At 70.7% G+C, this 17,267-nt stretch carries 13 protein-coding genes; 8 read left to right on the plus strand and 5 right to left on the minus strand.

Translation table 11 applies throughout. The features are described from left to right. The first annotated feature begins 35 nt into the window (after positions 1-35). From ACTWQI_RS21300 to ACTWQI_RS21315, 4 genes are all read left to right on the plus strand, one after another. Complete coding sequence (locus tag ACTWQI_RS21300; protein WP_443272707.1) at positions 36-1,412, plus strand: MFS transporter; 1,377 nt, start codon at positions 36-38, stop codon at positions 1,410-1,412. 103 nt (positions 1,413-1,515) lie between these two features. Beyond that, the gene (gene thpR, locus ACTWQI_RS21305) at positions 1,516-2,079 is read left to right on the plus strand and encodes an RNA 2',3'-cyclic phosphodiesterase (protein ID WP_443272709.1); all 564 of its coding nucleotides are present in this window, start codon (positions 1,516-1,518) and stop codon (positions 2,077-2,079) included. 274 nt (positions 2,080-2,353) lie between these two features. Then, positions 2,354-3,343: an aldo/keto reductase gene (locus ACTWQI_RS21310; RefSeq protein WP_443272711.1), complete on the plus strand. Its 990-nt coding sequence runs from the start codon at positions 2,354-2,356 to the stop codon at positions 3,341-3,343. Between the two features lie 85 nt (positions 3,344-3,428). After that, complete coding sequence (locus ACTWQI_RS21315) at positions 3,429-4,490, plus strand: hypothetical protein (protein WP_443272712.1); 1,062 nt, start codon at positions 3,429-3,431, stop codon at positions 4,488-4,490. A 74-nt stretch (positions 4,491-4,564) separates the two neighbouring features. Here ACTWQI_RS21315 and serC read toward each other — a convergent pair whose 3' ends face one another. After that, the gene (serC, locus tag ACTWQI_RS21320; protein WP_443272714.1) at positions 4,565-5,683 is read right to left on the minus strand and encodes a phosphoserine transaminase; all 1,119 of its coding nucleotides are present in this window, start codon (positions 5,681-5,683) and stop codon (positions 4,565-4,567) included. Positions 5,684-5,794: 111 nt separating this feature from the next. On the opposite strand from serC, the gene ACTWQI_RS21325 reads away from it, so the two are divergent. Next, positions 5,795-8,914, plus strand: coding sequence for an FAD-binding and (Fe-S)-binding domain-containing protein (locus tag ACTWQI_RS21325; protein WP_443272716.1), 3,120 nt, complete (start codon positions 5,795-5,797; stop codon positions 8,912-8,914). 227 nt (positions 8,915-9,141) lie between these two features. Next, the gene (locus ACTWQI_RS21330) at positions 9,142-10,047 is read left to right on the plus strand and encodes a S1 family peptidase (RefSeq protein ID WP_443272718.1); all 906 of its coding nucleotides are present in this window, start codon (positions 9,142-9,144) and stop codon (positions 10,045-10,047) included. A 138-nt stretch (positions 10,048-10,185) separates the two neighbouring features. Here ACTWQI_RS21330 and ACTWQI_RS21335 read toward each other — a convergent pair whose 3' ends face one another. The 3 genes from ACTWQI_RS21335 to ACTWQI_RS21345 all read right to left on the minus strand — a co-directional run bounded on the left by ACTWQI_RS21335 (position 10,186) and on the right by ACTWQI_RS21345 (position 13,269). Then, positions 10,186-11,517: a hypothetical protein gene (locus ACTWQI_RS21335; protein WP_443272720.1), complete on the minus strand. Its 1,332-nt coding sequence runs from the start codon at positions 11,515-11,517 to the stop codon at positions 10,186-10,188. A 121-nt stretch (positions 11,518-11,638) separates the two neighbouring features. Next, a complete protein-coding gene (locus tag ACTWQI_RS21340) occupies positions 11,639-12,607 on the minus strand; it encodes a hypothetical protein (RefSeq protein ID WP_443272722.1) in 969 nt (322 codons plus the stop codon). Positions 12,608-12,819: 212 nt separating this feature from the next. Next, the gene (locus ACTWQI_RS21345) at positions 12,820-13,269 is read right to left on the minus strand and encodes a DUF6234 family protein (RefSeq protein WP_443272724.1); all 450 of its coding nucleotides are present in this window, start codon (positions 13,267-13,269) and stop codon (positions 12,820-12,822) included. A 584-nt stretch (positions 13,270-13,853) separates the two neighbouring features. On the opposite strand from ACTWQI_RS21345, the gene ACTWQI_RS21350 reads away from it, so the two are divergent. Beyond that, positions 13,854-15,071 (plus strand): S8 family peptidase, encoded by a 1,218-nt coding sequence (locus ACTWQI_RS21350; protein ID WP_443272726.1) that lies wholly within the window; start codon positions 13,854-13,856, stop codon positions 15,069-15,071. Positions 15,072-15,348: 277 nt separating this feature from the next. Here the strand turns inward: ACTWQI_RS21350 and ACTWQI_RS21355 are convergent, their stop codons facing one another. Further along, positions 15,349-15,714 carry a hypothetical protein gene (locus ACTWQI_RS21355; protein WP_443272728.1) on the minus strand — a complete coding sequence of 122 codons (366 nt, stop codon included), beginning with the start codon at positions 15,712-15,714 and terminating at the stop codon, positions 15,349-15,351. A gap of 152 nt (positions 15,715-15,866) precedes the next feature. On the opposite strand from ACTWQI_RS21355, the gene ACTWQI_RS21360 reads away from it, so the two are divergent. Continuing rightward, positions 15,867-17,189 carry a serine hydrolase domain-containing protein gene (locus tag ACTWQI_RS21360; RefSeq protein ID WP_443272730.1) on the plus strand — a complete coding sequence of 441 codons (1,323 nt, stop codon included), beginning with the start codon at positions 15,867-15,869 and terminating at the stop codon, positions 17,187-17,189. Positions 17,190-17,267 lie beyond the last annotated feature (78 nt).

Genomic DNA, 17,267 nt, shown 5'->3' on the forward strand with positions numbered 1-17,267 from the left:
ACGACCGCACGCCACGACGAGGAGGCGAAAGCACTTTGAGTACGGGACCCGGAGCAGACTCCGCACCCGGACCGAACCCCGACACCTACGACACCGCCCACACCCACACCACTGCCAAGCCGGGCCGATCCACCTTCAGCTCGCTGAAGGTCCGCAACTACCGGCTCTTCGCCACCGGACAGGTGGTCTCCAACACCGGCACCTGGATGCAGCGCATCGCCCAGGACTGGCTGGTGCTCAGCCTCACCGGCTCCTCCGCGGCCGTGGGCATCACCACCGCGCTGCAATTCCTCCCGATGCTGCTCCTCGGGCTGTACGGCGGCGTGATCGCCGACCGCTTCCCCAAGCGGCTGCTGCTGCTGATCACCCAGTCCGCGATGGGCCTCACCGGGCTCGCCCTCGCCGCGCTGACCCTCAGTGGCCACGTCCAGGTCTGGCACGTCTATCTGATGGCCTTCCTGCTCGGCCTCGCCACGGTCGTCGACAACCCGGCCCGTCAGGCGTTCGTCGCCGAGATGGTCGGCCCGCACGAGCTGCCCAACGCCGTCAGCCTGAACTCCGCCAACTTCCAGTCCGCCCGGCTGATCGGCCCCGCCGTCGCGGGTGTACTGATCACCTTCGTCGGCAGCGGCTGGGCGTTCCTGCTCAACGGCTTGTCCTTCGCCGCACCGCTCACCGGCCTGCTGATGATGCGCACCGCCGAGCTGCACCGGGTCGAGCGCCCGCCGCGCGGCACGGGACAGCTCCGGGAGGGCCTGCGCTACGTCGCCGGGCGCCCCGATCTGATCTGGCCGATCGTCCTGATCGGCTTCATCGGCACCTTCGGCTTCAACTTCCCGATCTGGCTTACGGCCTTCGTCGACGACGTCTTCCACGCCGGCGCCGGCACATACGGCCTGCTGAACACGCTGATGGCGGCAGGTTCGCTGGCGGGCGCACTGCTGGCCGCACGCCGCGGCACCTCCCGGCTGCGGCTGCTCGTCGGCGCGGCGGTGCTCTTCGGCGTGCTGGAGATCACGGCCGCCTTGTCGCCGACCTTCTGGGCCTTCGCGGCGCTGCTGGTGCCGATCGGCATGTTCGGCCTGACGATCAACGTCACCGCGAACTCGAGTGTCCAGCTCGCCACCGATCCCGCGATGCGGGGGCGGGTGATGAGCCTGTTCATGACGGTCTTCATGGGCGGTACGCCGCTGGGGGCGCCGCTCGTCGGCTGGATCACGGATGCGTGGGGTGCCCGGGTCGGCTTCCTCGCGGGTGGCCTGATCTCGGTGGTCGCAGCGGTCGGCGTCGGCCTGATGCTCGCCCGGGTCGGCGGCCTCCGCCTCAAGGTCGACCTGCGCCGCGGCCACCGGCACGTGGCGTTCGTGCCGCGAGTCGCGGCAGCGGAGAAGGAACTGGCAGCCGCGGCGTGACGCCGCACCACCGCCGTACCGATCCGTGTCGGGGCCCCGGACCGTCGCCGTCCGGGGCTCCGCCGGCCGGTCAACGGTCCGGCGTCTGCGTGAGAATGGCCGTATGAGACTTTTCGCCGCTGTGCTGCCCCCGCAGGCCGTGGTCGCCGAGCTGGCCGCGGAGGTCGACCGGCTGCGCGGGCTGCCGGGGGCGAGCAGGCTGCGCTGGACCGGCCGCGACGGCTGGCACTTCACCCTCGCGTTCTACGGCGAGGTGGCGGAGGAACGGGTGCCCGAGCTGAGCCGGAGGCTCGAACGGGCGGCGCACCGCCACGGGCCGTTCGGACTCCGGCTGGCGGGTGGCGGGCGGTTCGACCGTGCCGTGGTCTGGGTCGGCGCGGACGGTGGCCTGGAGGTCATGCGGCGGCTCGCGGACTCGGCTGCGGCAGCCGCCCGCAGAACGGGCCTGTCGATGGACGAGCACCGTGCCTACGCGCCGCATCTGACGATCGCCCGCAACCGGACGCATGCGAACCTCCGGCCGTACGTCGATGCGCTCGCGGACTTCGAGAGCAGTCCGTGGACGGTGGAGCAGCTGTGCCTCGTCTGCAGCAACCTGCCGACCGGCGGAGTGGTCGGGGAGCGCCCGCGCTACGAGACGGTGGCGGCCTGGCCGCTCGGCACCTGACCGCGGACTGCGCTGGGCCGTCCGGTTAACCTCGAGGGGTGAACTCCAGGACCAGAAACCGGATCGTCAGCGGGGCGCTCGTCCTCATGCTCGTCGTGGTGGTGCTGGCGGCCACGCTGGGCTGAGCCGCGAGCCCCCGTCGCCCGTCGCCCGTCGCCCGACGCACGGCTCACGGCGGCACCACCACCTCCAGGACGGGTGCTCGCCCTGAGTCCGTGGCGCGGCGCGGGCCACTCTTGCCTCGAGCGGACTCGAAGGCGTTGGCTTGAGCCTCATGAAGTACACGCAGCTGGGACGCACGGGGCTCAAGGTCAGCCGTATCGTGCTGGGCACGATGAACTTCGGCCCGCAGACGGACGAGGCCGACAGCCACGTCATCATGGACGCCGCGCTGGACGCGGGTCTGAACTTCTTCGATTCGGCCAATGTCTACGGTTGGGGCGAGAACAAGGGCCGCACCGAGACGATCATCGGGAACTGGTTCGCGAAGGGCGGTGCGCGCCGGGACAAGGTCGTCCTCGCCACCAAGGTGTACGGCAACATGGGTCCGGACGGGGAGGCCTGGCCCAACCACGACCGGCTCTCGGCGCTCAACATCCGCCGTGCCGTCGAGAGTTCGCTGAGGCGGCTGCAGACGGACTACATCGACCTCTACCAGTTCCATCACATCGATCGCCGGACGCCGTTCGAGGAGATCTGGCAGGCGATCGACGTCCTGATCCAGCAAGGGAAGATCCTCTACGCCGGGTCCTCCAACTTCCCGGGATACAAGATCGCCCAGGCCAATGAGGCCGCCGCCCGGCGCGGCATGGTCGGGCTCGTCAGCGAGCAGTGCCTCTACAACCTCGCGGAGCGCCGCGCCGAGATGGAGGTCATCCCGGCCGCGCAGGACTACGGCCTCGGGGTGATCCCCTGGTCGCCGCTGCACGGCGGGCTGCTGGGCGGTGTGATCAAGAAAGCGGCGGAGGGCGGGCGCCGTGCCACCGGCCGCTCGGCGGAGTCACTCGCCAACACGGCCGTGCGCGCGCAGGTCCAGTCGTACGAGGATCTGCTCGACAAGCACGGACTGGAGCCCGGCGAGGTGGCGTTGGCCTGGCTTCTCGCCCGGCCCGGGATCACCGGGCCGATCGTCGGCCCGCGGACCGCGGCGCAGCTCGAGAGCGCACTGCGCGCGGTGGAGCTGGACCTGAGTGCGGAGCTGATGGCCTCGCTCGATGAGATCTTCCCTGGACCCGGACCTGCGCCGGAAGCGTTCGCCTGGTGACGTGGCAGGGGTGCGCCCGGCCGCCCGTTCCCTCGGGGACGGGCGGCCGTCCCGGCAGGTGACGGTCGGATGGCAGTCTTGGGGCATGCGTTCGCTTGCCCGCGGCCTCGGCGCCGCCGCCCTGGCCGTGCTCGCGTCCGCCGCGCCCGCAGTGGCCTACGGCGGATCCCGGGGCGAATCCCCGAAGGGATCCCCGGAGTCCTTCACCATCAAGGACCCCCGCGTGACGGAGTCCAGCGGGCTGGCCGCCAGCCGCGCGCACCCCGGGATCTTCTGGACGCACAACGACAGCGACGACGGCCCGTACGTCTACGCCGTCGACAGCGCCACCGGCCGTACGGTCGCCACCGTCACGCTCAGCGGAGTCGATCCGCGCGACCTGGAGGCGATCTCCGTCGGCCCCGGCGGTCAGGTGTACGTCGGTGACATCGGCGACAACCTCGGCGGCAGTTGGCCCGAGGTGTGGATCTACCGCTTCCGGGAGCCCGAGGTGCTGCGGGACACCACGGTCACGCCGGTGCGCCACACCGTGCGGTACGCGGGCGGACCGCGGGACGCCGAGTCGCTGATGGTCCATCCCAAGACCGGCCGGGTCTACATCGTCAGCAAGCACGAGGACGGCGGCGGCCTGTACGAGGGGCCGGAGGCGGGGCCGGGAGCGGCGAAGTCGGGCGGACTGTCGGCGTCCGGGGTGAACACCTTCCGGAGGGTCGCCGACGTCGACGTGTGGGCGACGGACGGCGCCTTCTCACCTGACGGCACCCGGCTGGTGGTGCGCGGCTACTTCGAGGCGGTCGAGTACCGCTGGAAGGACGGGACCGCGCGGCGGATCGGGCGGCCGAGCCTGCCGATGCAGCGTCAGGGCGAGTCGGTGACCTTCACGTCCGACGGCCGCGCGCTGATGTACGGCACGGAAGGGGCGCAGAGCCGGGTCGCGCGGGTGACGCTGCACGGCGATCTACTGCCGGACTCGGTGGCCGACGCGGCGGAGGAGGGTGCGGTCGGCTCGGGCAAGGAGAGCGACGACGGCGGCCGTCCGGCGGGCGAGGGGACGAACCGTAAGAACGTCCTCCTCGGAGCGGTGACGTTCGCTGCGGTGGCGGTGCTGGTCCTCGGTCTGCGCAGGCGGTCCGGGCGCCGCCGCTGAACGGCTGCGGTGCCGACCCCCGGCGAGCGCTGCCGCTGCCCGGGGGCCGACCCGTACGCGTACCGGGGTGGGTGCTAGAGCTTGTCGACCACGTAGTCGATGCAGGCCGTCAGCGCCTCGACATCGGCCGGCTCGACGGCCGGGAACATCGCGACCCGCAGCTGGTTCCGGCCCAGCTTGCGGTACGGCTCGGTGTCCACGATGCCGTTGGCGCGCAGCACCTTGGCGATCGCCGCCGCGTCGATGTCGTCGCTGATGTCGATCGTGCCGACGACCTGCGACCGCTTCGCCGGGTCGGCGACGAACGGCGTCGCGTACGAGACCTTCTCCGCCCAGCCGTACAGCCGCGAGGAGGAGTCCGCGGTCCGCTCGACGGCCCAGTCCAGGCCACCACGCCCGTTGATCCAGTCGAGCTGGTCGGCGAGGAGGAAGAGCGTCGCCACGGCCGGCGTGTTGTACGTCTGTTTCTTCCGGGAGTTGTCGATCGCCGTCGGCAGCGAGAAGAACTCCGGGACGTGCCGGTCCGAGGCGTGAATCCGGGCGGCGCGCTCCAGCGCGGCCGGGGAGAAGACCGCGACCCACAGGCCGCCGTCCGCCGCGAAGCACTTCTGCGGGGCGAAGTAGTAGACGTCCGTCTCGTAGATGTCGACCGGCAGGCCGCCGGCGCCGGAGGTCGCGTCCACCAGGACGAGGGCCCCATCGTCCGCGCCCGCCACCCGCTTGACCGGGGCGGCGACACCCGTCGAGGTCTCGTTGTGCGTCAGGCCGTACACGTCGACGCCCGGCTCGGCGCTCGGCTCCGGGTGCGTGCCAGGCTCCGAGGTGATCACCGTCGGCTCCGCCAGCCACGGCGCGAGCTTCGCGGCCTTGGCGAACTTCGACGAGAACTCGCCGAAGGAGAGGTGCTGCGACTTGCGCTCGATCAGGCCGTGCGTCGCGATGTCCCAGAATGCGGTGGAGCCGCCGTTGCCGAGCACCACCTCGTAACCGTCGGGCAGCGAGAACAGCGAGCGCACGCCGTCCCGCACCCGGCCGACCAGGTTCTTCACCGGCGCCTGGCGGTGGGACGTGCCGAGCAGGGTGGTACCGGTGGCAGCCAGGGCGCTGAGCGCCTCCGTACGCACCTTGGAAGGGCCCGAGCCGAAGCGACCGTCGGCGGGCTTGATGTCAGCGGGAATCTGGATCTCAGCCACGGTCGCAGCCTAATCCGTCCGGGCTGGGCGCCCGGACGTGCGTCCACCGGATGAGACGAGCGCTCCGCCATCCGGCCGGTGCCCACACCCTGTGGGTGGCACGCTGGGGAGATGGGCGAGCTACGAGATCTGGGGACGGAGCTGAGGGCAGCCGTCTCCGGTGAGGTCTCCTGGGACCCGAAGAGCCGGGCGCTGATGACGATGGACGCGTCCAACTACCGGCGCGTCCCGGACGCAGTCGTCGCCCCGCGCGATGCGGATGACGTCGCCGCTGCCCTGGCCGTGTGCCGTGAGCACGGCGTGCCGGTGGTGCCGCGCGGCGGCGGAACCTCCATCGCCGGGCAGGCGACGGGAGCCGGCGTGGTGCTGGACTTCACCCGGCACATGAACCGGATCCTGTCGATCGAGCCGGAGACCCGGACGGCCGTCGTCCAGCCGGGCGTCGTCCTCGACGACCTGCGGGCCGCGGCCGCGCCGCACGGCCTGACCTTCGGACCCGATCCCTCCACGCACGCTCGCTGCACCCTCGGCGGCATGATCGGTAACAACGCCTGCGGCTCGCACTCCGTCGCCTGGGGCACCACCGCCGATAGCGTGCACGAGCTGGCGGTGCTCACGTACCGCGGCGAGCGCGTCCGCCTCGGCCGAGAGGGGCAGGTGGGCCGCGGGTCCTCCGCCCGGGGTGGTGGCCGGGCGACGGGCGGGCGTACGCACGGGCTGCCGGACCGGCTGCGGGACGGCGCCGACGCGCTCGTCGCCGACCGGTCGGCCCTGCTGCGCACCGGATTCCCCGAGCTGCCTCGCCGGATCTCCGGCTACGCCCTGGACCGGCTGCTCCCGGAGCAGGGCAGGGACTGGGCGCGCGCCTTCACCGGCAGCGAGGGCACCCTCGGCGTGCTCACCGAGGCGACCGTACGGCTCGTGCCCACCCCCGTCGCCCGCGCACTCGCCGTCCTCGGCTACGCCGACGAGGGCGTTGCCGCCGACGCCGCGCCGGCCCTCCTCCCGTACGGCCCGTTGACGGTCGAGGGCATGGCGGCCGACCTGGTGCCGGGAGCCGCGGGCGCCCAATTGCCGGAAGGCGGCGCCTGGCTGTTCGTCGAGGTCGGCGGCGACACGGCCGAGGAGGCTCGGGCGCGCGCGGAGGAGCTGTGCCGGGCGGTCGCCGACGGCACCACGGACCACTCGGTCGTCACCGACCCGGCGGGGCAGCGCACCCTGTGGCGGCTGCGCGAGGACGCCTCCGGGACGGCGACGCGGATGCCGGACGGCAGCGAGGCCTGGCCCGGATGGGAGGACTGCGCGGTGCCGCCGGCCCGGCTCGGGGCGTATCTGCGCGACTTCCGCGCACTGTTGGCGCAGCACGGGCTGCGCGGGACGCCGTACGGGCACTTCGGCGACGGCTGCATCCACGTCCGCATCGACTTCGACCTGCTCGGCCCGGCGGGCATCCGCCGCTTCCGGGATTTCTCGGCCGAGCTGGCCGACCTGGTCGTCGCGCACGGCGGCTCACTGTCGGGCGAGCACGGCGACGGTCAGGCGCGGGCCGAGCTGCTGCCGCGGATGTACGGGGTGGAGCTGGTGCGGGCCTTCGAGGAGTTCAAGGACCTGTGGGATCCGGACGGCGGTATGAACCCCGGCATGCTCGTCCGTCCGCACCGGCTCGACGAGAACCTCCGCTTCGCGGTGCTGCCGAAGCGTCCGGTGGACGTGGAGTTCGGTTATCCGGCCGACGGCGGGGACTTCGCGGCGGCGGTGCGCAGGTGTGTCGGCGTCGCCAAGTGCCGTACGGCGTCCGTCGCCGGGCTCGCCGGGCCGGAGGTGATGTGCCCGTCGTTCCGGGTGACGGGCGAGGAGCAGCACTCGACGCGCGGGCGGGCGCGGCTGCTGCACGAGATGCTCGCCGGGGAGGTCGTACGGGACGGCTGGCGCTCCGAGGAGGTGTGGGAGGCGCTCGACCTGTGCCTGTCGTGCAAGGGCTGCCGCAGCGACTGCCCGGTCGGGGTGGACATGGCGACGTACAAGGCGGAGTTCCTGCACCACCACTACGCGGGGCGGGTGCGGCCCGCCGCGCACTACGCGATGGGGTGGCTGCCGGTGTGGCTCCGCGCGGCGGCCGCCCTGCGCGCGGCCCCGCTGCTGAACGCGGCCGCGCGCGCTCGGCCGCTCGCGGCGGCGGGCAAGCACCTTGCGGGCATCGCCCCGGAACGGATTATTCCGGCGCTGGCTCCGGAGCCGTTCACGCGGTGGTGGCGGGGCCGGGCCGCCGCGACAGTCGCCGAACAGACCCCCCGCGCCGCGACCCCTCCGGAGGGCGACCCGCCGGCACAGGATCAGACGCCTGGGCCGTCGGCAGGGGACCCGGAGGACGCCGTCGGCGACGCCGACGCCCGCCGGGGCTCCGCGCGGCGGACCGTCCTGCTGTTGCCCGACACCTTCACCAACTACCTCTCGCCGTCGGTCGGCCGGTCCGCCGTGGCCGTGCTGGAAGCTGCAGGGCTGCGGGTGGTCGTGCCTCCGCAGCCGGTGTGCTGCGGGCTGACCTGGGTCTCGACCGGTCAGCTCGACCGCGCCCGCAAGGTCATGCGGCGCACCCTCGATGTGCTGGCCCCCGCGCTGGACGCGGGCCTTCCCATCGTCGGCCTGGAGCCCAGCTGTACGGCCGCGCTGCGCAGCGATCTGCCGGAGCTGGTGGGAGACGACGACCCGAGGGCGGCCCGGCTGGCCGCGTCTGTCGTCACGTTCGCGCAGGCGCTCGACCAGTACGCGGCGAACTGGGAGCCACCGCAGATCAACCGACCCGTGGTCGGCCAGACGCACTGCCACCAGCACGCTGTTCTCGGCGATGCGGCGGACCGGAGACTCCGCGAACGCGCTGGTCTGACCGGTGAGCTGAGCGGCGGATGTTGCGGCCTGGCCGGGAACTTCGGCTTCGAGCGCGGGCATCACGAGGTGTCGGCTGCCTGCGCGGAGGAGCAGTTGCTGCCGTCCGTGCGCACTGCTTCGTACGACGCGGAGGTCCTGGCGGACGGCTTCTCCTGCCGTACGCAACTCGCTCAACTGGCCGGCTGCCGCGGCCGCCACCTCGCCGAGGTGCTCGCCGCCGGGCTGCCCTCCGGTGACCCCGCCGTGCGGACCAAGGACGGCGATTCGGCCGACGGTGTCGATCCGGCCGACGGCGGTACGGGTGCAGCCGACGGCCGCGGCACAAAAAACTCCGCAAGCGACTGAACCTCACACTCACCTTTCGCGTCTTACATCTTGGCGGGAGTAATACCTCGTCAATTGCCGAGCGCTGCTTTCTTGAATTTCTTCGAGAATTCTTTGACGAGAGCGTGACCCGGCTCCTAGTGTGACCCAACGTGACCTCTCCGTAGGGCAGTTGGGTATTTCGCATTTCATCGATCGACCTTTCTGCCGGTCGGAGTCTCATTCCCGCAGAAGTGGAGACACCCCCCATGAGACTTCTTTCCTCCCGGCGCCGCAGCACGCGCATTGCCGCCGCGTCTCTGGCGACCACCGCCGCGCTGGCCATGGTCGCGGCGGCCGCCCCGGCGGCTCAGGCCGACCAGCCGACCCCGTCCGACCAGCGCTCCCGCCCGAGCACGCGCATCATCGGGGGCACTGAGACGCCCAACGACAAGTACCCCTTCATGACGGCTCTGCTCACCAAGGGCAAGGGCAGCGCGCTCAAGCGGCAGTTCTGCGGTGGCAGTCTGGTCAACCAGTCCGTCATCATGACCGCCGCCCATTGCGTTGAGGGCATGGAGGCGAAGGATCTGCAGGTCGCGGTCGGCCGGACCGTACTCTCCAACTCCCAGCAGGGGCAGATACGTAACGCCGCGGAGGACGGCATTGTCGTGCACCCCCGTTACCTCAAGGGGAATGGCGCCTACGACATGGCATTCGTCTTCCTGGCCAAGCCCGTCACCGGTATCGCTCCCATCAAGATGCCCACCCCGGGCACCGATGCCCTGATCCGCCCTGGCGCGAAGGCGATCGTCACCGGCTGGGGCAACACCGACACCGACATGCCGCACTTCCCGGACCGGCTGCGCGAGGTGAAGGTGCCGCTGATCTCGCACGACGAGTGCAAGGTGAGCTACGACAGCTACGACGCCAAGGTCAACGTCTGCGCCGGCGTCGAGGGCAAGGACTCCTGCCAGGGCGACAGCGGCGGCCCGATGTTCCGCAACGTCCCCGGGCGCCAGGCTCCGATCCAGATCGGCATCGTCTCGTACGGCGACGGCTGCGCGGCCCAGGGCGCTCCCGGCGTCTACACCTCCGTCAGCTCGGCCAAGCTGTGGGACACGCTGGCCGAGTCCCCCGAGGGCAAGCGCGTGAAGAAGGCCCTCCGCCGCTGACCGGCTGCCCCCCGGCCCTGCGGGGTGTGCTGTTTCCCCCACGGCAGCACACCCCGCTACGTGGTGGACGCGCCACGAGTGCGGGCGGTCCCCACGCACCAACGTGAGGACCGCCCGCTGGGAGCCAAACTGCCCCGGTCAGATGACCTGGTGCAGATATTCCGGGGTGACCGCCCAGGCCGCACCCTGGGCGCCGGAGGCGACGTTCGACGCGAGCGGGACGCCGGTATCCGTGGCGGTGCCCGCCAAGTCCTGCGCGAACGGCTGCACGTCGCTCGCCACCGCACCGGCGAACGGCTGCGTGTACCCGACGACACCGTGGGCGAGGTACGTGCCGCTGCCGCCGACGCCCTGAGCGAGCGGCTGGGCATCCGCAGCCACGCCCTGAGCGACCGGCTGCACGTCCGCGACGACACCCTCGGCGACCGGCTGCACCTCCGCCACCACTGCCTGGGCGAACGGCGCGACCGTACCGACGACACCGCCGGCGAGGGGCTGGACCTCGCCGGCCACGCCGGTGGCGAAGGGCTGAACGTCGCCCACCACGCCGGTGGCGAACGGCTGGACCTCGCCGGCCACGCCGGTGGCGAACGGCTGCACGTCGCCCACCACACCAGTGGCGAACGGCTGCACGTCCCCGACCACGCCCTGGGCGAGGACCCCGGCATCGCCGACCGCCTGCCCGGCGACCGGAAGCACCGCGCTCACGGCCCTGGCGGCGATGGGCGGCAGCACCTCCTTGGCCGTTTCGTCGACGATGGGGCCGACCGCGGCCGCGGCGAGCTGGGCCGTGCCGGGCAGCTGCCCCACCTGGGCCTGGACATTGCCGGCGGCCTGGCCTGCTGAGCCCTGGGCCTGGGTTGCGGAGTCCTGGGCCTGGCCCGGGTAAGCCCTTGCCTGGGCCTGGGCGCGCTCGAGGTGTGGCGCGAAGGCGGCGAGGGGACCGAAGAGGTAGTCGATCTCATCCTGCGGGCGTACCTCAGGCGTCGACAGGTCGCTCGACATGTCGCGCTGAGCGTCGCGGCGGGCGTCCTGGGCGGTCTCAGGAGCACCCTGGACGGTGCCGGCCTTCCGGGCAGCCTCGGCCTGGCCGCGGGCCGCGGAACTCGTGACCGTACGGGCGGCATCGGTGCGCTGCGCGGTGCCGGCCTTGCGGATCGCGGCGCTCTTGGCTTCCTTCGCCTCACCGGTGGCAGTGCGGGTGGCGGTGGATGCCTTGCCGTTCGCAGTGCGGGTTGCGGTGGCGGCCTTGGCCTTGGCAGTGCGGGTTGCGGTGGCAGTCTTGTCCTGCACCGGGTCGGTCGTGTCGGACGCCTTGTCCTTCACGACGTCGGCGGCATCGGTGGCCTGGTCCGGGGTCGTCAGGGTGGGTGAGGGCAGTTCGGCGGCGCTGGCTGCGGCAGTGCCGAGTGCCCACATACCGGTGGCCGTGGCGGCCACATATATGGAACGGCGAATCGCCTGATTCATGCTGGTGTCAGATCCTTCGAATTCGACGAGGATCGGAGATCAATCGATTGACGATCTCCGGCTGTTGGGCAGACCTGTTCCGCCCCCGCGCGGCAGGTCACAGAGCGGGGAACTGGCTGCCCTAGCCGGGGAATTCGTCGATTTCCCGGTAACCGTGGAGGAGTGGTGCGGTAGTGGCCGCGAGGCCGGAACCACTCAGCAGGGATCCGAACGAAGCGCCGTACAGGATCGCGTGGGCGTGCGGATCGTCGATGCCCTCGGTCTTCGTCTTCGCACGGGGCGTGCCACGGGTATCCGTGGGCGACCGGAGGGGGCAGTCATCGGCAGGAGCACCGGGGGAGCGCCCTTGACCGTGCTCGCCGGGCGGGCCCGGGAGGCTCACCGGCCGGAACGCCGGCCGGACTTCCGTCCCGAGTCGTGGCTGGGAGTTCAGGCGGAGAGCCGCGCGCTGCAGCGAAGCCCGGCTCTTTGTACGGCAGTCGGCGGCGTCCGGCAGGGAGCCGTCGCTCGTGACGCCCGGCGGCATCAGGTCCGGCACCGCAACCGGAAGGGCGCCGACGGTTTCCTCGACGAACGCGAACCACGGCTGTCCCGCACGCCAGGTCACGCCGACGACGGACTGCCCGGTACCCGCCACGACTTTCGCCCCCTCAGCCGCGGGCGGCGCCGCATCGGAGCCGGCCTGCCGTGCAACGGTCGGTCGTTTCATCGCGCTTGTGGCCTGCTGGACCCTGTGGGCGGCGGTCGCCGAGGCATCGGTGCCCGACTCAGCCGCCTCCGCGGACCGGCCCTCCGTCTCACTCGTCGACATGGCCGACCGGAGCACGGAATCAACGGACCCGCCTTCGGACCTGCTTCCAGACTCGTTCGGGCGCGGCTGCCGGAGGCCGGCGACCGGCGAGGGTTGGCCGTCCTGCAACTGGCTCGCCGTCGGCGGCGTCGGCATCTCGACCGCTTCCGCCTGCTCTGCGTACACGAAGCCGAGCGTCAGCAGGGCTCCGAGGAACACGGCGACCCGCAGCGCACGCCACCGCGCCGCCGTGCGCAGCGCGCAGAGGGCAGCGCTTGGCAGCGCGGTTGCGGGAGTCAAGATCGGGGGAGCCCTCCATCAAGCGGAACACGGCGCTCCGGGGAGCGTGGGTCGAATACTCGCATGCGACCTCCGACCTCAGGCAAGCCTCCATGTTACTGATGGGTTGCCAACCGCGGAATGGCTAGTGGGGCGTTGTTCCACCGCGACCCCCGGCACCCCGGGGAAGACATCCCGAGCCGACCCCGCACTGGCCTGCGCACGGGCCGGGTTCAGCCTCCGGTGTCCGCGCATTCGCTGTTGTCACCGCCACTGCGACACCCTGCTTCGCCGGTGAACGCGGGGGTGGGAGCGGGGTTGTTGAGCTTGTCCTCATGCTGCTGGACCGCCATTCCGCCGCAAAGCCCCACCGCCACGATGACGGCCATGAAGCACGGCGTCCACACCGTCACCACAGCACCGGACCGGGACGCGATCACTGCCGCCACCACCGCCAAAGCCCCGACCACACCGGCGACGCCCAGATAGCCCCACAACGGGTCGGCCCTCACCGTCCTGCCCGGGTCGAGATTGAACCCCGACAACACCCAGGCGCCGAAGACCAGCAGCAAGGCAAGGACTTCGAGAAACAGCAGCCCCAGGGCGGCCCCCACGTCGGCGCCCCGATCAGCGCGAGGCCTTACGGAAGCGTCGAACGCCACGGGCGCGGAAGGAAGGTCCATATCCACAATCCTGGCTCCCGGAGCAGGGCCGACACATGAGTACGGGTACTCAGAGGCCCGGACATCTCCCGAGGGCGTCGACTCGCCGAGACGTCATGTCACGCCTAGCAGCACCCGCCCCACACCCTTACTGCGCCAAGAGTTGACCCCGCCTAACGCGAGTTCGGGCTCTCCCGTCCCTCGGATCCGACAGATCCAACCCGCCTGGCGAGCGATGGCTTCGATGTAGCGCTGCCGTGGCCAATTGGCCTGTCCACACGAGTGGGCCGCGGATTCTTTGCGGCGAAGGCTACGGCGGTGTTCTGCTCGTCCAGTGCCCGCTCGCGGCACTGGAGGCGGATTCTGACGCACGTGGACCTTAGAGAACAAGCATGAACTTCGGCCGAAGTACACCCCGCGCTGCGGGCAGTTCTGCACCCCAATTCTTAAAACTGAATTGACAATCTTGGGTTCGAAAATCGGCACCTTGATTATCTATCCCTGGTCACCTTCGGCCTTCCTGGGTACGCTCGATTTGCCTTCCATTCGGGCGCGTTTCCCCCCTCGACCGCTCAGCGGTCAATACGCATCACGAAAGGAATGAAATGGAAAGAAAGCAGCGAGTGCATGGTTATGTCACGTTAGCGGTCGGTGTGTGCTCCGCCGCGCTGGTCGCCGTGGCCGTCGCCGTTCCCGCTTCGGCGGCCGAAGGCGCCGTAGTACCGGCCAGGGAACCAACGCCGGGTGGCTACATCGTTGAACTCAAAGACGGCGTGCACGCAACCTCGAGCGCACAGGCGATCGAGCAGGCGTCGGTCTCACTGGTCACGCGGTACGGCGGCCAACTGAAGTCGACCTTCACCGCGACCATCCACGGCTTCGCCGTAAAGAACATGCCCGAGCGGCAGGCCAGGCGGCTGGCCGCCGACCCATCGGTGCAGACCGTATACCAGGACGGCACCGCGCGGATTACGGACGTCCAGCCCAATCCCCCCGCATGGGGTATCGACCGGGTCGACCAGAAGAACCTGCCGCTGGACAAGAGGTACGAGTACAAGAACACCGCGAATGACGTCACGGTCTACGTCACCGACACCGGCACCCGCTTCACCCACACCGAGTTCGAGGGCCGTGCGACATCCGGCTACGACTTCGTCGACGAGGATCCGAACGCCGACGACTGCAACGGCCACGGCACCCACACCGCCGGCACCATCGGCGGCAAGACCTACGGCGTGGCCAAAAAGGCCAAGCTGGTCGCCGTCCGGATGCTCGGCTGTAACGGCTCGGCACCCGACTCCGACGGCATCGAAGCCGTCGAGTGGGTGACCAAGAACGCCAAGAAGCCAGCCACGGTCAACGCGAGTTGGGGCTTCGACGTCGCGGACATCGGTGACAAGGCCATCGACGCCCTGATCAATTCCGGCGTATCCTTCGTCGCTTCGGCGGGCAACAACAACGGCGACGCCTGTGCCCAGGGTCCGGCGAAGATTCCGGCCGTGATCACGGTCGGCGCCACCGACAACAGGGACAACCGGTCCTCGTTCTCCAACTTCGGCAAGTGTGTGGACATCTTCGCGCCGGGCAGCAACATTCTGTCGGCTGCCCACCAGAGCGACAACGCCTCCGCCACCTTGAGTGGCACGTCGATGTCCAGTCCGCACGTTGCCGGTGCGGCCGCGCTGTACTTGCAGACCATGCCCAACGCCAGCCCGGAGGACGTCGCTAAGGCGCTGACCAGCAACGCCACCAGCGGCGTCGTGAACAACCCTGGTGCTGGCTCGCCGAATCTGATGCTGTACACCCTCAACTTCGCTAGGTGAAGGTCTTAAGCTTGTGCTTTGACCTCCGGCCTTGAACGAGGCTCGCACGCGGCCTCTCGGACGGGTAATCGCCGTATGTCAGAACGGCCTTCGGCTGATCCTGTGGTGTGGATCAAGACGCCACCGGACCAGCCAGAAGGCCGTGGACACGAGTGTGCTGCACCAGGGCGCCGAGCGCGATCCGTTCGCGTGGGCGTCAAACGCCGGAACGGGTTCCAACTGGGCGGCAGCCTTGCCGTGCGAGTCACCAGCAGGAATAGCAAACTGCAACTGGGTGCTAATGGCAGAGACGCTTGAAGGCATTCGCACCCGGCCGGGCACGGAACTTCACCTCATGCCCCGCGTCGTCGGTGAAGACTGCCTCCGTCTCGGACTTCAAGGTCATCGTGCCGCGCTGGGTGGGGTTGTCCCACCCTTGGGGCGGGTTCCCCGAGCCGTCGGAGAGCGGGGTCTTCGCCTCGAAGTACGTCGAGCCGATGCGGGCCTCGTCGATGCCGCAATGCGTATACAGGTCGAAGGGAATCATCCGGCCGGGCGGTGCCGCCCGGCCGGCCTCTGCGTTTTCGTCGGCCGTGGCACAGCCCGTGAGCACCCCAGCAGCCAGCGCGATGGCGAAGATGATCCGTCCAGCTTTCTCAGTCATGGCGTTTCGACGCTCAGACCGAGTCGGCAGTTCCGCACCCGACGACTGATCGGCCCACGGGCGGACTGTGGCCCCCGGACCCATGGAACCCTGGCTCGAACAGCGCGAGCCGCTGATCGACGGCAGGGCGATGGCGAAGAGGAGGGCATGCCGTGCTGGACGGGCTGGGCGAGCACTGCGCCGAGGCGCTGGCGGAGCACGGATGCCCATCGGTCTCCGTCGCTGTGGCCGAGCTGGGCGAGGTGGTCCTCGCCGAGGCGTACGGGTCGGCGGACATCGCCGCCGGGCGTCCGGCCACTCCCAGCACGGCATACGCGCTGGCCTCCGTCACCAAGCCGATCACGGCCACGGCCGTCTGCCTCGCCGCCGACGAAGGGCTGCTGGACCTGGATGCGCCGGTGCCGGGCGAGTACCGATGGCCGGCGCCCACAGCACGTCAACTGCTCCAGCACCGAGGCGGCCTCGGGGCACACTACGACCTCCACTACGGCGGCCCCGATCGGCCGATCGACGGGGATCGCTACACCGTGCTGTACCGGGAGCCGGGCTCCGGCTTCGAGTACGCCAACCTCGGATACCGGCTCCTGGGTCGGCTGCTGGAGGCAGCCACCGGGCAGGAGTTGGGCGAGTTCCTCCGGGAGCGGGTGTTCGAGCCGCTCGGGCTCACCGGCTGCCACCTAGGCCCGACGTACCCCGGCCCGGCGCCGTCGGCAGTGCGCTACACGGTCGACGGCCGCGCCTACCCGGACTACGACACCAGCCACCCCGGGGCCTCGCTCGGCTGGGCTCCCGCCGCCGAGCTCGCGCTCTTCGGGCATGCGTATGACCGCCTGCTGAAGCCGGAGACGGCCACAGCCGTACGGGACGCGGTGCCGATCAACGCCCACCTCGGGTACGGGCTCGGCTGGTGCGTGTCGCTCGGCGGCGGGCCGGTGGTGCAGAGCCACGGCGGCGGCATGGGCGGCGTGGCGGCGCTGCTGGTCGCCGTGCCCGAGCAGCAGCTCTCGGTGGCAGTGCTGACCAACTCCACCGGCAAGGCGGCCCGTGACGCGATCGTCCAGTACGTGCTGGGCGCGCTGGTCCCGGGCTGTACGGCCGACCAGATCGCCCCGTTGATCCCTGACCCGGAGCGCCCGATGGACCTCCCGGAGGGTGCTTGGACGGGCCGGATCAGCACGCCCGAGGGGGAGGTGCCGATCGGGCTTCGGGTGTTGGCGGGCCGCCGGGCCGAGCTGCGGCTGGACGGCGAGAGCGCCACCGGTCCAGCGGTCGCCTCGGACGCCTGGGATCTACGGATGGCCCTCCCGTTGCAGTTGCCGACTGCCGATGCGCGGGTCAACAGCCCGGTCCTGGGTCTGGAACTCCGCCTCGACCAGGGTCGGCTGACCGGCGTGGCACGCGCCCACAAGATCGGCGACGCCAAAGGCTGGCTGGGCAACATGCTCAGCCACCCGTGCGTACTCGAGCCGCGCTGACGGCTCGGCCGGGCTGGTGGGCAAGACCAGCGGTGCTGACCACCCGCACACTGCGCAAGAAAAATCATGCAATCACGC

The organism is Streptomyces sp. KR80 (genome assembly GCF_052245555.1).
In the GTDB taxonomy this organism is placed as follows: domain Bacteria; phylum Actinomycetota; class Actinomycetes; order Streptomycetales; family Streptomycetaceae; genus Streptomyces.

What these genes read in the sequence shown, in the direction of transcription:
- thpR (WP_443272709.1), top strand. Translation starts at nt 1,516, where the DNA reads ATGAGACTTTTCGCCGCTGTGCTGCCCCCGCAGGCCGTGGTCGCCGAG.
- ACTWQI_RS21310 (WP_443272711.1), top strand. Translation starts at nt 2,354, where the DNA reads ATGAAGTACACGCAGCTGGGACGCACGGGGCTCAAGGTCAGCCGTATC.
- ACTWQI_RS21315 (WP_443272712.1), top strand. Translation starts at nt 3,429, where the DNA reads ATGCGTTCGCTTGCCCGCGGCCTCGGCGCCGCCGCCCTGGCCGTGCTC.
- ACTWQI_RS21325 (WP_443272716.1), top strand. Translation starts at nt 5,795, where the DNA reads ATGGGCGAGCTACGAGATCTGGGGACGGAGCTGAGGGCAGCCGTCTCC.
- ACTWQI_RS21330 (WP_443272718.1), top strand. Translation starts at nt 9,142, where the DNA reads ATGAGACTTCTTTCCTCCCGGCGCCGCAGCACGCGCATTGCCGCCGCG.
- ACTWQI_RS21335 (WP_443272720.1), bottom strand. Translation starts at nt 11,517, where the DNA reads ATGAATCAGGCGATTCGCCGTTCCATATATGTGGCCGCCACGGCCACC.
- ACTWQI_RS21345 (WP_443272724.1), bottom strand. Translation starts at nt 13,269, where the DNA reads ATGGACCTTCCTTCCGCGCCCGTGGCGTTCGACGCTTCCGTAAGGCCT.
- ACTWQI_RS21350 (WP_443272726.1), top strand. Translation starts at nt 13,854, where the DNA reads ATGGAAAGAAAGCAGCGAGTGCATGGTTATGTCACGTTAGCGGTCGGT.
- ACTWQI_RS21355 (WP_443272728.1), bottom strand. Translation starts at nt 15,714, where the DNA reads ATGACTGAGAAAGCTGGACGGATCATCTTCGCCATCGCGCTGGCTGCT.